This window comes from Specibacter cremeus, assembly GCF_003946885.1.
Lineage (GTDB): Bacteria > Actinomycetota > Actinomycetes > Actinomycetales > Micrococcaceae > Specibacter > Specibacter cremeus.
Genome location: NZ_RWKQ01000011.1, coordinates 24,435 through 38,034, shown reverse-complemented (window position 1 = coordinate 38,034; position 13,600 = coordinate 24,435). Strand labels below are relative to the sequence as shown.

Below are 13,600 nucleotides of genomic sequence, written 5' to 3'. Positions count from 1 at the left end.
GCAGGTTTCGACGGGCTCAACCACCGCGGTGATCGAGCTTGTCGAGATCCAGGTGACTTCCCGGCCGTCGGCCGCGGGCGGCCTTCGGGCCTCCTTGACGTCGCCTACGAAAACACCGGGCCGCCTCCTTGAGGGGTCAGTCGCCGGCTTCGAGCACGGACTTGAGCCGGTCGAGCTGGGCGACTTCCTGGCGCATGGTCCTGGCTATCGCGGGCGAGAGAAGTTTCATCATCCCGCTGGGCTGGACGTCCAGCGCGAACTTCACGCGGGTGCCGGCATCCTCGGCTGTGAACGTGTACGTCCCGGTCGGCCGGGCCGGGCCGGCCACCACGTGGAAGGACAATCTTTCGCCGGGCACGGCCTCGGTGATCTCGTAGTCTCCGGCGATGGCGCGACCGCCGGGGCCGGCCATGGTCTGGCCGTACACGGCGCCGACCGCGGCGGGTTCACCGCTGCGCAGCACCAGGTCGCGGACGCCATGGCGCCAACTCGGATTGTTCATCCCGTCGGCAAGATAGGAATACACGTCCGCGGCGCTGCGCCCGACGACCACCTCGTGTTCTGCGTGGACCATGCTTCGCCTCCGGGTCGTGTGCCTGTCATGTGACCGGCATCATCTCACGAACCGGCCGGCCGGCGCACCCCTACCGGGTGTGGTTCCGCACCGGCTTCTGGACCGGCTTCTGGATGGTGCGCAGGGCCCGTGCCGCCCCCGTGCGCAGCCGCCGGGCCAGCCCGTAGGCGCGGTACATGGCCACGTTGACGGGCAGGTCCCACGTGCCCGGGTACTCGACCTGCGCGCCACCGAACGATCGCTTGAACCGGGAGAACCCGGCCCACGGGTGGTCCGGCTCGTCCTCCGGGCTCACACCCCACATGTCGAATTCGCCCATGCCGGCCTCCCGGGCGTCCATCATCATGGTGACGAGCAGCGGGATGCCGGCGTTGAGCTTGCGGTGCGCGTCGTCGGCGGCCGCATGCGCGTACACGCGCGCGTCGGCCGTGTCGTAGGACAGCGCGGCGGCGATGGGTTCGCCGTCGAGCCGGGCGATGAACAGCTTCGCCGCGCCGGCCGGCATCAGCGTCGCGGCCGCCTTGGACAGGTAGTCGTCCGACTGGGCCTTGAACTCGGCCCGGCCGGAGACGGCGTGCAGGAACCCCAGCAGGACGGGCAGGTCGGCGGGGTCCGTGGACGATTCGAACGTGACACCCTTCTTGTGGATGTTGCGGTACAGGTTGCGGCTGGTGCCGCGCATGCCGGCCAGCAGCTCCTCCACGGGACGGGTCAGGTCGATCTTCCAGGACAGGTGCGGCTGGATGTCCTTGGGCGCGCGCACCAGCCCGGCGCCCTGCAACCGCGCGGCGGCGTCGTCGGCGCCGCCGAGCCCGGCGGCCACGGGTTCGACCCGCACATAGTGGCACTTGCGCCGCTTCGCCAGCGCCCGGAGGGCCCCCAGCGCGAGCCGGAACGCGGCAGTGTCGGACGCGCAGGGGCCGTACGGGACGTACAGGTAGGTGCCCAGCGGCGTCTTCTCCTCGATGGCGACGAATCCCCAACCGGGTCCGCCGGCCTCGTGCACCGTCTTGCCGAGGCTGCGCTGGAACGCGGCCCACGCCGTCGTCTGCAGGATGGGGATCATGCGCGCACCGCCGCGGCGCAGGTGACGGCGAACAGCACCGTCGTGCCGGCGTCGTGCGCGGGGTGGGCCAGCACGGGCTCCTCGCCCGCGCCGACGAACGCGGACTCGCCACGGGCCAGGCGCAGCTCCGACTTCGGCGAATCCAGCAGTGCCGCGCCGCTGACGGCCAGCACGACCAGCGGCCCGTTCTGGGCCAGCGGCACGGGCTCGTCGCCGGGCGCCAGCTCGACGCGCTGCAGCGCGAATTCACGGAACGGCGGCTCCCACACGTCCTGCCCCAGGTCCGTGGTGCGCGCGTCCAGGTACGGCACCGGTGTGGGGGAGAAGTCGACCGTGGCCAGCAGCTCCGGCACGTCGACGTGCTTTGCCGTCAGCCCGCCGCGCAGCACGTTGTCGGAGGACGCCATGACCTCCACGGCCAGCCCGTGCAGGTAGGCGTGGACGTTCCCGGCCGGCAGGTAGATGGCCTGTCCCGGGTGCAGCGAGACGCGGTTGAGCAGCAGCGTGACGAGCACGCCGGGGTCGCCCGGGTGGCGCGCCTGGAGGTCGACGACGGTGCGCAGGGCCGGTGCCAGGGCATCGGCGGGTGCCGGGCCGGGCAGCGCCAGTGAGGCGGCCGCCAGGTCGACCAGCGCGGCGGCGGTGTCGCCGCCGGTGAGCAGCAGCTCGAACGCGCGGCGGAGCACGGCCGGTTCGCCCATGCGGGAGTTGAGCGTGGCGATGACCCGGTCCAGCAGCTCGGGCACGGGCGAGCCGGCCGCCTCGATCGCGGCGGCGACCGCGCGGAACAGGTCGGCGGACTCGCCGCAGGGCCGGAAACCGCACAGCGCCTCGAAGTCCGTCAGCGCGTAGAGCATCTCCGGCTTGTGGTTGTCGTCGCGGTAGTTGCGGTGCGGGGCGTCCAGCGGCACGCCGGCGGCCTCCTCGGCGGCGAAGCGCGCCCGGGCCCACTCGAGTGTCGGGTGCACCTGCAACGACAATGCGGAGTCGGCCGCCAGCAGCTTCGCCAGGAACGGCAGCCGGCCGAACTGCTCCTGCACCGCGGCGCCCAGCAAGGAGCGGGGGTGCGCGGCGATCAGCGCGTCCAGCGGCATCGGCCCGTCCGGGGTGGCCGCCATGGACGGTGCATCGGGGTGCGCACCGAGCCACAGCTCGGCCTCCGGCCCGCCCCCCGGTTCGCGCCCGAGCAGCCCGGCGATGGCCGTGGCCGACCCCCACGCGTACGGGCGGACCGGGTTGGTCAAAGCGTACATGTTCCCTCTTTCACGAGTCTCACCCGGGCCTACCCGGGCGTGCACGAACCGTTGTTGGCCAGCAGCGCCTCGAGCTGCGCGTCGTCGGCGTTCACGGCCAGCTGCTGCAGGTATTGCTGGGTGACCTTCGGCGCCGGCGTCGACTCGGTGCCGTCGGCGGTGGCACCGTCGCCGGGCGTGGCACCGTTGCCGGTGGCGGGCGCCGGGGCGGCGGGTGCGGCGCCGTTGCCGGTCGTGGGCGCCGGGGCCGCGGGCTTCGGGGCGGCGGGTTTGGGCGCCGGCGGGTGCAGCAGGTCCTGCACGCGCTGATGGATGACGTTGAAGTCCGGGTACGTGGAGAACTCCACGGGGAAGTCCGGCGGGCCGATCGTCAGGCGCTTGAGCGGGTGGCCCTTGGCCTTGACGGCCAGCGTCACGAAACTGCCCAGCTGGCCGGCGGGGATGTCGGACTCGATGACCTTCGTGCCGGCGTCGGCGATCGCGTTGAACTTCGTGAGCACCGTGGCCGGATCCATCTGCTTGAGCAGGGCCGCCTGGATGCACTGCTGGCGCTCGCTGCGGGCGTACTCGAGCACCCACTGCCGGGACCGGGCATACCACAGCGCATGATAGCCGTCCAGGGTCTGCTCGCCGGGGTGGATCCAGCCCGTCGGGGGCAGGTGGTGGCCGTCGCCGTTGACGTCGTCGCCGCTGAGCGGCACCCAGCCGCCGGCGTTGACCTTGACCCCGCCCAGGGCGTCGATCAGTTGGGAGAAACCGGCCATGTCCACGAGCACGTAGCCCTGGACCTTCAGCCCGAGGATGCCCCCGGCCGCGTCCATCATGGCCTCCGCGCCGGGATCCGCCGCGTGCGGGTACAGGTCCTTGTGCTTTTCGGTGACGTCCGAATACAGGAAATCGATGATGCAGTTGTCCCCGCAGTTGTAGCCCTCGGGGTAGGCCTTCCACAGCGGCGACCCGGGCTCGAACTGGGCGTTCTGCAGGTTGCGCGGGATGCTGATGGTGCTGGCCTGGCCGGACTTCGCGTCCACGCTGACCACGATGATCGAATCCGGCCGCCGGCCCGAGCGACCCGCCCCGGCGTCGCCGCCCAGCACCAGGAAGTTGTACCGCCCGTCGACCGGCCGCATGTCCGGACCGCCGGCGAAAATGCTGGAGATCGCGTTCCGGCCGGAGTTGACCATGTAGGCGGCGTAGCCGAGCGTGCCGCTCGTGGCGACCATCAGCACGGCCAGCCCGGCGCACACGATCCCGCGCATGCCCGGGGCCAGCAGCCGGGGCCGGATGAGGCGCAGCGTGTCCAGGAACATGACGGCCCAGCCGAGCGCCGCGCCGGCCAGCAGCACGATCGCCAGCATCGCCGTCCACGGGTTGGTCAGCAGGTTGAGCAGGGTTTCCAGCGTCACCAGGGCAAGCACGACGACGGCGATCACCACGAGCCAGTAGGCGGCGGTGATGCGCAGGGCCAGCCGCCCCAACCGCCGGTTCCCGGCGACGAGCTGCGCGCTGCCGGGCAGCACGAGCGTCATCACCAGCAGGAGCCAGGCCCGCTTGGTGCGCAGCGGCGCGGACGCGGCCTCCGGATGCCGTGCCGGGTCGGTGAGCACGGGCGGGCGCTGCGAGGCGCGGGTGACCTTCGGGCTGTTGATCGTCATGGGAGTTATTTGCCGTCCGCGGTCAGCGTGGCCCGCAGTGTGGCCCGCAGCGCGGCACCCTTGGCGGTGGCCGCGGCGTTCAGCTCGGCGGCGAAGCGGGCCAGGTCGTCGCGCAGGTGCGCGGCGAGTTCATCGGTGCCCGACGCCAGCATGCGCACGGCCAGCAGGCCCGCGTTGCGGGCGCCGCCGATCGACACGGTGGCCACCGGCACGCCCGCCGGCATCTGCACGATCGAGAGCAGCGAGTCCATGCCGTCGAGCGTCTTCAACGGCACGGGCACGCCCACGACGGGCAGCGTCGTGACGGAGGCCAGCATGCCTGGCAGGTGCGCGGCCCCGCCGGCGCCGGCGATGATGACGCGCAGGCCCCGGCCGGCCGCATTCTGCCCGTACGCGATCATCTCGGCCGGCATGCGGTGGGCCGAGACGACGTCGGCCTCGTACGGGATGCCGAACTCGTCCAGGACCGCCGCGGCGGCCTGCATGACGGGCCAGTCGGAGTCGGAGCCCATGACGATGCCGACGATGGGGGCGGGTGTGCTCATGCGAACTCCTGGGTGGTGGGGGGCAATCCGTCGCTGATGATGCGTGCCACGGTGGTGGCGCGGGCACGCACGGCCGCCACGTCGTCGTCCGGGCCGCCGATCACGTTCACGTGGCCGATCTTGCGGCCGGGGCGCACCGACTTGCCGTAGCTGTGCACCTTCACGGTCGGCTCGGCGGCCAGCGCGGCCGGGTAGGAGTGGTACAGGTCCTGGTTGGCGCCGCCGAGGAAGTTCTTCATGACGACGATCGCCCCCAGCGCGTCGGTGGCGCCCAGCGGCAGGTCCAGGACGGCGCGCAGGTGCTGCTCGAACTGGCCGGTCACCGAGCCGTCCATGGTCCAGTGGCCCGTGTTGTGCGGGCGCATGGCCAGTTCGTTGATCACGTAGCCCGGCCCGCGGCCGGGTGTCTCGAACAGCTCCGCGGCCATCACCCCGGTGACGCCGAGCGCACCGGCTATCGCCAGCGCGGCCGCCTGCGCCTGTGCGGCCACGTCGGCGGGGATGCCGGGGGCCGGGGCGATGACCTCGTCGCAGACGCCGGCCACCTGGATGGATTCGGCCACCGGCCAGGCCTTCGCTTCGCCGCCCGGGGTGCGGGCCACGAGGGCGGACAGCTCCCGGCTGAAGTCGACCATCTCCTCGACCAGCAGCGGCGACATGGCCGCGAACCAGTCCCCGGTGTCGGCGGCGGCGGCCGCGTCCGCGATGACGCGCACACCCTTGCCGTCGTAGCCGCCGCGCGGCATCTTCAATACGACAGGCCAGCCGTTCGCGTCGCCGAAGGCCGCAATGTCCGTCGGCGCCGACACGGCGGCCCAGACCGGGTTCGGCAGGCCCAGCCGGGCGATGGCGGCGCGCATGACCAGCTTGTCCTGGGCGTTGATGAGCGCGTCCGGCCGGGGCTGGACGTTCACGCCCTCGCCGATGAGCGTCTGCAGGTGCCCGGTGGGCACGTGTTCGTGATCGAACGTCAGCACGTCGACGTCGCGGGCGAACTCGCGCAGCGTGTCCAGGTCGCGGTAGTCGCCCACCGGTGCGTGCGCCACGGCGGCGACGGCGGACACGTCCGGCGCTTCCGCCAGGACGCGCAAGTCAAAACCAAGGGCCACGGCGGGCGGGGCCATCATGCGGGCCAGCTGGCCGCCGCCCACGACGCCGATTACAGGGAAAGTCACAGGAACCAGCGTACCGAACGGGTGGCCGGAATCCGGTGATGGCAGCCTACTCCCGCCGCATTGCCAGCTGCCGGTCAACATTTCACCGTAGACTGAGGCGAACATTTTTGGCGGTGCCGCCGGTGCACCGCACCGCGCCGGCGTCGCCCCAACGTAAGGATCTACCGTGTCAAACGTCTACGCCCGGATCAAGGGCCTCGTGGGGCTGATGTGGCGCGAGGTGGCGAAATTCGGCGTCGTCGGCGGCCTGGCGTTCGTCATCGACACAGGCATCTTCCTGTGGCTGCTGTCCGGCTCGTTTTCGGCCCACCCGACGAAGGCGAAGATCATCTCGGCGGCCGTGGCGACGCTGTTCTCCTGGATCGCCAACAGGTATTGGACGTTCCGGCACCGGCGCCAGGCGAACATGGTGCGCGAGGTCGTGATGTTCATCATCATGAACGGCATCGGCATGGCCATCGCGGCCGCCTGCGTGTACGTCTCGCACTGGGTGCTCGGGCTGGAATCCGTGTCCGCCGACTTCATCTCCGGCTCCGTGATCGGCCTGGTCCTGGGCACCATCTTCCGTTTCTTCGCCTACCGGTACTGGGTGTTCACGGCGGAACTCGACGCCGAACCGGGCTTCGACCACGACCACGACCTGCTCGAGAAGAGCGGGGCGCCCGCGCCCCGCCGCGGCGAACTCTAGTCCCCGTCGGCTCCCGCCGCTCGCAGGCTCGCGGCGGGGCCCTCGCCGCCGTGGGCCCACCCGCAGGCTCCCGCAGCCATCGGCCCAGTCACACCCGCTCGGATTCACGCAGCCTGTCGGTGGCCGCCACGCCGGCGTCAAGGAGCACGATCGATCCGCCGCCGACCCAGGCGCCCACCGAGGCACGGACGACGGCGGCCCAGCCGTCGCTGCCCGGCACCAGGAGGCGTCGGCCCGTTTCGGCGGCGCCGAGGCCGGGCACAAGGGCTTCCAGCGGTTCCGTCCCGCCCGAGCCGAACGACTGGTACACGTCCGAATGTGCCCGCACCTCCCCGGCGTAGTCGAGGACGCCCCGGGGCAGGTCGCCCGGCCAGCGCATGGCCAGCGCCGGCAGGGCCACGGCCACGACCAGCGGGCCGGACGGCACGTCACCGGGGGTGTCCGTGACCACGATGTCCGCGCCGCTGGCGCCGGCGGGCGCGCCGCCGTCGTCGTCCGTCGCCGTGTCCGGCAGCGCGACGCCGGCCCCCACGGTCCAGCCGGCCAGCAGCCACACGAGGGAGCGCCAGTGCACGGGCAGGCGCAACGCGACCACCGTGCCGGGTCCGGCGTCGAGTTCGTCGACGAGGAAGTTGGCCGTCTTCGCCACCCAGTTCTCCAATACCCGGCCGGACAGTTCGATCCGTTCCGCGTCGGGACCGTACCAGGTCAACCGGGGCGCCGTCGCGTCCCTGGTGCGGAGGGCGTCCATCAATTGCAGGGGGGTGGCTGGTGTCGAAGGCATGGGCAGTATCTTTCCACGCCCGCACCGGGAACGTCGTGGGTGTGATTTCCTTCACGTCCACGGACGTGGCGGGCCGGCGAAAATTACCCGAACGGCCCGTGAACACACGGCCAACACCCGGTGTTTGCCGATTCGTGATCCAGCGCAAAATCGGGTAACAGTACGAAACACGCGGGCGTGGCGTGCGCCGGAATATCATCCCGGGGTGGATATGATCGGCGTCCCGCTTGACGCATGCGACTTACACGGCTGTAATTAGAGCCACGAACAGCCGCCGCACCAGGGTCCCGGCATCCACCGGATGATGCCACATACCGCCGGGTGGGAGCGGTGGCGACATTCAGGAGGATGATATGGGGCAAACTGCACTGAGTGTGAACGACCACGACGACACGGTGGACGTCGCGGGCCAGGCGGCGGCACAGTACCGCTCGAGGGGGGTGCCGGGGGACTGGTACGTCGATCCGGCGGATCCGGATGCGGGCGCCGCCTACCGGCACGCCGCGCTGGACGACGCGGCCACGGCGTTCCTGGCCGAGCATGAGGCGCTGGCCGACGACCCGCTGGCCGACATCCCGGGCGTCGGGCCGGCACCCGCGCAGGCCGTGTGGATCGGGTTGCCGTCCGGCGGCAACGATTTCAGCGACGAGGGCGAACTGGGCTGGCAGTCCGACGCGTTGTGCGCGCAGACCGATCCGGAGGCGTTCTTCCCCGAGAAGGGCGGATCCACCCGTGACGCCAAGAAGGTATGCGGCGCCTGCAATGTCCGGGCCCAGTGCCTGGAGTACGCGCTGGCCAACGACGAGCGGTTCGGCATCTGGGGCGGGCTCTCCGAGCGCGAGCGCCGCCGGCTAAGGAAGCGAGCAGTCTAATTTCTGATGCAGTAAAGGTCACCGCCGTTGTGGTTTCGCACAACGGCGGTGACTATCTCACCACCATCCTGGCGGCACTCGCCGACCAGACCCGCCCGGTGGACGTGCTCCGTGCCGTCGACACCGGTTCCACGGACAACTCCCCGGCCATCCTCACCCAGGCACTGGGCGGCGCCAACGTCATCACGGGCGCCCGTACCGGCTTCGGCGTCGCCGCGGCGGCCGCCCTGCGGGCGGTGCCCGCGGCGACGGGCGGCCCCGCCGATGACACGGTGCCTGCCGGTGACACGGTGCCTGCCAGTGACACGGTGCAGGAGTGGGTCTGGCTGTTGCACGACGACGCCGCCCCCGCGCCGACGGCTCTCGCCGAACTGCTCATGGCCGTCGAACGGGCCCCGTCCGTCGCCGTCGCAGGCTGCAAGCAGCTCGACTGGGACGAACCGCGCCGGCTCGTCGACGTGGGCCTGGGTGCCACCCCCTGGTTTGACCGGTTCGCCCTGATCGACCTCGACGAGCAGGACCAGGGGCAGCACGACGGGCGCACCGACGTGTTCGCCGTCAACAGCGCCGGCATGCTCGTCCGCCGCGACGTGTGGGACGCCCTGGACGGCTTCGACCCGGCATTCCCCGGCCCCGGCGACGACCTGGACTTCTGCGCCCGCGTCCGGCTGGCCGGCCACCGTGTCGTCGTCGTCCCCTCGGCACGGGTCTTCCACGTCGCCGGCCGGCCCGGCGGGCAGGGCACGGCCGCCGCGACCCGCAAGGCCACCGTGTTCATGCGGCTCAAGCACGCCCCCGCCTGGCAGGTGCCGTTCCTCGCCGCCGGGGCGTTGCTCACCGGCCTCTACCGGCTGCTCGCCGGCATCCTGCTCAAGGCCCCCGGCCACGCCGTGACCATGTTCGCGGCAACGTGTGCCGGCCTGCTGCGTCCCGTCATGCTGGTGCGCAGCCGCATCGCCCTGGCCCGGCACCGGAGCCTGCCGCGCTCCGTCCTGAAGCAGCTGACCATCCCGGCACGGGATGTGAAGCTGCACGTCCGCTCGCTGCGCGCCGCCGTCGACCCGGACTTCGAGTCCCCGGCCGCCGAGGCGGCCAGCCCCCTGTCCGCGGAGCCGACCGGCGATGCGACCGGCGAGGCGGCCATCTTGATCCAGCAGACCCGCACGCCTGCCGCCGTCGGCGCGCTGGCCGTGATCGTGGCGCTCGCGGTCGCGTCGGCACTGGCGCTCTCGCGCCTGCTCGGCGCCGGGGCGGCGGCCGGCGGCGCGCTGTTGCCGCTCTCCGCCGACCCGGGCCGGATCCTCTCCCGTGCCACGGACTGGTGGGTGTCGCTCGGCAGCGGGCTGCCCGGCCGTGGCGACCCGTTCAACTTCGTGCTCTGGCTGCTCGGCATGCTCGGCATCGGGCGGGCGCCGGCCGTCGTTCCCTGGGTGTTCCTGCTCGCCCTCCCATTGGCCGGGTTCACCGCCTGGCTGGCCGCGGGAGCGTTCTCGCGGCGCCGGCTGCCCCGCCTCGTCGCCGCCGTCGCCTGGGCCGCGGCACCCGCCTTGCAGGTTTCGCTGGGGCAGGGCCGGCTCGGCGCGCTGCTGGCGCACGTCGTCCTGCCGCTGGCCGCGCTCGGCATGGTGCGCGCCGTCGGCGGTGCCGTGCTGCGCTACTCCGGCGACCCGGTACCGGCCGACGCCGCCGGCCGGCCCGGTTCCGGCGGGGTGCCGTCGTGGACCGCCGCGGCCGCCGGCGGCCTGGCCCTGGCGATCGTCACGGCGGGGGCCCCGAGCCTGCTCGCCCCGGCCATCGTCACGGTCGTCGTCGCCACCGTCTTCCTGGGCCGGCGCGGACGCACCCTGTGGTGGTCGCTGGTGCCCAGTGTCGCCTTGTTCCTGCCCGTGGCGTTCTCGGCGCTGGACAACCCGCGCGCCCTGCTGGCCGACCCCGGGCTGCCGTTGGCCGGCACCCCGGGACCCCTCTGGCAGCAGCTGCTCGGCTACCCGCTGGCCGTTGACGCCGCGTCGGCGCCCGGGCTGGGTTGGCTGGCCCTCGGCGTGCCGGTCGTCGCGACGGCGCTGCTGGCCCTGCTCGCGCCGTTGCGCCGCGCCGCCACCGTCCGCACGCTGTGGCTCGTGGCATTGCTGGCGCTGGCCTGCTCCTGGGCGGGGTCGCGCATCGCCGTCGCGTTTGGCGGCACCACGCTCGTCACCCCGTTCAACGGGCCGGCCGTCTCGGTCGCCTCCTTCGCGCTGTTGTGCGCCGCCGTGCTCGGCCTGGACGCGCTGAACCGCGCCGCCACCGCCTCGGGCGAGCCGCACGGCGCAACCCGGGCACTCGCCGTCGTCCTCGCCGTGGTGCTGTTCGCGGCGCCGGCGGCCGGGCTTGTCGTGTGGACCGGCCAGAACATGGCCGGCACCCCGGTGCAGGCGTCCGGACAGGCGATGCTGGTGCACCCGAGCGCACCGCAGACCCTGCCGGCCACGGCGTCCGATCGCGGCAACGGCCCCGAGGCCAGCCGCACGCTGGTGCTGGGCGTGGGTGACGGCGGCACGGTGCAGGCGGCGCTCATGCAGGGCTCCGGCACCACGCTCGACGCGCTGTCGACGATCGCGTCGGCCGCCCGGGTCACCGGTGCGCCCGGGCGGGAGCGGGTTGCCGCGCCGGACGACGCCACGGCCCAGCTGCGCACCGCCGTGGCGGCCATCGTGGCCAACTCCGGCGTGGATCCGCGGCCCGAACTGACCGCGCTGGGCGTGGGTTTCGTGGTGCTGCAAAACGGCGACACCGCGGCCGAGCTGATGGCCGGGCAGATCGAGGCCGTGCCCGGCCTGGACACGGTGGGACCCACCGACGTCGGCTGGTTGTGGCGTGTGGCCCCCGACGTCAAGACGCCCGACGGCGCCGACGTCGTGGCCCGCGTCCGGGTGGTGGGCAAGGACGGCGCCACGGCCAGTTTCCTGCCCTCCGACGGGTTGGGTGTGAACACGCGCCTTGCGGCCGGCGAGGCCGGCCGCAAGGTGGTGCTTGCCGAACGGGCCGACGCACGCTGGACGGCCACGCTCGACGGCAAGCCGCTCGCGGCCGCCCGCCAGGGCTGGGCGCAGGCGTTCGTGCTGCCGGCCACCGGCGGCCATCTGCAGGTCCGTTACATCCAGCCGTGGGCGGGTCTGTTCGACGCCGTGCAGATCGTGCTGCTCGCACTGACCGGGCTGCTGGCCGTGCCCGTCCGTTCCCGCGGCGGCCGGGTCGGCGCGTTCCGGGATGAAGCTTCGTTGCAGAAGGCAGGTAGAGGTGTCTGAACAGGACCACCCCGAAACGGGACACGCAGGCAAGGGACAAACAAGCAAGGGTCGGGGCGCCAAGGGCCCGCGCAAGCCCCGGCGCTGGATGGCCGTTGCCGCCGGGAGCACGACGGCGTTGGTCGCCGCCGCGGCGGTGGCTGCGGCCATGGTCGTCCCTGGCGCCACCGCCACGGCCGACGTCGCGCCCAGCCCGGTGGTGCTGCCCGTCGGCGCGACCGTGGCCAACTGCCCCGGCCCCACCCAGCTGCTCTCCGGCGACGTGACCGGCACCGACCCGCAATTCGCCCCCGGGTCCTCGGGCACCACCAGCCAACTGGCCGCGCTGGTGCTGAGCACGGGCGCCGGGGTCCTGCCGGGCACCGTGCTGTCGGCGCTCGGGGCCGGCTCGTCCGCCGTGCCGCTGGCCACCCTGGCCGCCGCACCCGCCGACGGCGCCGCGCCCCCACCCCCCGCCGCCCAACGGGCCGCGTTCCTCGGGTCGCAGGCCGTTGCCGCGCCGACCGTGCTGAGCGGCCAGCCGGTGGGCGGCCAACGCGCCACCACGGGCGGGGCCGTGACCGTGGCGGCCAAGGACGGCGACCTGCGGGGCCTGGCCGCCGCCAACTGCCAGCAGTCGGCCAACGACCTGTGGATCTCCGGCGCCTCCACGACCGTGGGGCGCACGGCCGTGCTCAACCTGGTGAACTCGTCGCAGACGGCCGCCACGGTCAGCCTGGACCTGTTCGGCGCCAAGGGGCCGGTCCAGGCGCCCGGCGCCAGGGGGCTGCTGGTGCCGGCCGGGAAGTCCCGCGCCGTGGTGTTGGCCGGGCTCGCCCCGGACCAGGCGTCGCTGTCCGTGCACGTGAAAAGTTCGGGCGGGCCCGTCACGGCCACGATCCAACAGTCCGTGCTGCGGGGGCTGACACCCGGCGGCGTGGACTTCCTGCAGCCCGGCGCGGCGCCGTCCGCCACGGCCGTCGTCACGGGCGTGCGCGTGGCGGACCCGGCCGCCGCGGCGAAGGCCTACGGCCAGGACGACTACGCGGCACCGGCACTGACCGTCACCGTCCCCGGCGCCAGCGACGCCGTCGTGTCCGTGAAGGTGTACGGTGCCAACGGCCAGCAGGCCCTCGCCAACGGCGGGGTGCTCACGGCGAAGGCCGGCTCGGTCACGGAGCTGCCGCTGACGGGTTTGCCGGCCGGGACCTACGCGCTGGCCCTCGAGTCCGACTCGTCGATCACCGCGTCCGTCCGGGTCGTCAACACGGCCAAGCCCGGGGAGCCGATGGACTTCGCCGTCGTTCCGGCCACCAACCGCATCGGCGACGGCGGGCTCGTCATGCTGCCCAAGGACACGGCCAGCACCTTGACGTTCGGCGTCGCCGCCGGGCAGGCCGTCGTGTCGCTCGTACCGGTGACGGACACCGGCGTACTGCAACCGGCCAGGAAGGTCACGGTCAACGGCGGCACGTCCGTGGTCGTGGACCCGGCCAAGCTGGCCGGGGATGCCGCCGTCGGCTTCGTGGTCTCGGCCACGGGGGACCCGGTCTACGGCACCCAGCTGCTCGGCACGAACGGCACCGCGGACGTCGCGGCCCTGCCGTTCCCGGGCACGGACACGGGCCGCCAGTCCGTGACCATGGTGCTCGGCTACTGACCCGCCACCCAACTGGTGGACAGTAGTTGCTCAAAACCGGCGGAAAGCGTGCAACTACTGTC

General features: G+C 72.8%; 11 protein-coding genes. 4 read left to right on the top strand and 7 right to left on the bottom strand.

The annotated features are described in order from the left end of the window. Window positions 1–136 precede the first annotated feature (136 nt). The 6 genes from EJC77_RS05810 to EJC77_RS05785 all read right to left on the bottom strand — a co-directional run bounded on the left by EJC77_RS05810 (window position 137) and on the right by EJC77_RS05785 (window position 6,268). Window positions 137–574 carry an SRPBCC family protein gene (locus EJC77_RS05810; protein WP_125610631.1) on the bottom strand — a complete coding sequence of 146 codons (438 nt, stop codon included), beginning with the start codon at window positions 572–574 and terminating at the stop codon, window positions 137–139. Window positions 575–644: 70 nt separating this feature from the next. Further along, complete coding sequence (locus tag EJC77_RS05805) at window positions 645–1,640, bottom strand: lipid II:glycine glycyltransferase FemX (protein WP_125610630.1); 996 nt, start codon at window positions 1,638–1,640, stop codon at window positions 645–647. After that, window positions 1,637–2,893, bottom strand: coding sequence for a mannose-6-phosphate isomerase, class I (gene manA / locus EJC77_RS05800; protein WP_125610629.1), 1,257 nt, complete (start codon window positions 2,891–2,893; stop codon window positions 1,637–1,639). Before manA ends, EJC77_RS05805 begins: the two co-directional genes overlap by 4 nt. A gap of 29 nt (window positions 2,894–2,922) precedes the next feature. After that, a complete protein-coding gene (locus EJC77_RS05795) occupies window positions 2,923–4,548 on the bottom strand; it encodes an LCP family protein (protein ID WP_125610628.1) in 1,626 nt (541 codons plus the stop codon). A gap of 5 nt (window positions 4,549–4,553) precedes the next feature. Continuing rightward, on the bottom strand, window positions 4,554–5,093 hold the full coding sequence (purE, locus tag EJC77_RS05790; protein ID WP_125610627.1) for a 5-(carboxyamino)imidazole ribonucleotide mutase: 540 nt from the start codon (window positions 5,091–5,093) through the stop codon (window positions 4,554–4,556). After that, the gene (locus EJC77_RS05785) at window positions 5,090–6,268 is read right to left on the bottom strand and encodes a 5-(carboxyamino)imidazole ribonucleotide synthase (protein WP_276309047.1); all 1,179 of its coding nucleotides are present in this window, start codon (window positions 6,266–6,268) and stop codon (window positions 5,090–5,092) included. Before EJC77_RS05785 ends, purE begins: the two co-directional genes overlap by 4 nt. 166 nt (window positions 6,269–6,434) lie before the next feature. Here EJC77_RS05785 and EJC77_RS05780 point away from each other — a divergent pair, with 166 nt between their 5' ends. Next, the gene (locus tag EJC77_RS05780; RefSeq protein WP_240629833.1) at window positions 6,435–6,956 is read left to right on the top strand and encodes a GtrA family protein; all 522 of its coding nucleotides are present in this window, start codon (window positions 6,435–6,437) and stop codon (window positions 6,954–6,956) included. Window positions 6,957–7,044: 88 nt separating this feature from the next. Here the strand turns inward: EJC77_RS05780 and EJC77_RS05775 are convergent, their stop codons facing one another. Further along, entirely contained in the window at window positions 7,045–7,740 is a 696-nt protein-coding gene (locus EJC77_RS05775) for a TIGR03089 family protein (protein WP_125610625.1), read from the bottom strand. Between the two features lie 353 nt (window positions 7,741–8,093). On the opposite strand from EJC77_RS05775, the gene EJC77_RS20940 reads away from it, so the two are divergent. From EJC77_RS20940 to EJC77_RS05760, 3 genes are read left to right on the top strand one after another with little or no spacing between them, the layout of a single operon-like run. Next, window positions 8,094–8,612 (top strand): WhiB family transcriptional regulator, encoded by a 519-nt coding sequence (locus EJC77_RS20940; RefSeq protein WP_125610624.1) that lies wholly within the window; start codon window positions 8,094–8,096, stop codon window positions 8,610–8,612. Between the two features lie 29 nt (window positions 8,613–8,641). Continuing rightward, window positions 8,642–11,899 (top strand): glycosyltransferase family 2 protein, encoded by a 3,258-nt coding sequence (locus tag EJC77_RS05765; protein WP_205786918.1) that lies wholly within the window; start codon window positions 8,642–8,644, stop codon window positions 11,897–11,899. Then, window positions 11,892–13,538 carry a DUF5719 family protein gene (locus EJC77_RS05760; RefSeq protein WP_125610622.1) on the top strand — a complete coding sequence of 549 codons (1,647 nt, stop codon included), beginning with the start codon at window positions 11,892–11,894 and terminating at the stop codon, window positions 13,536–13,538. Before EJC77_RS05765 ends, EJC77_RS05760 begins: the two co-directional genes overlap by 8 nt. The last annotated feature ends 62 nt before the right edge of the window (window positions 13,539–13,600 follow it).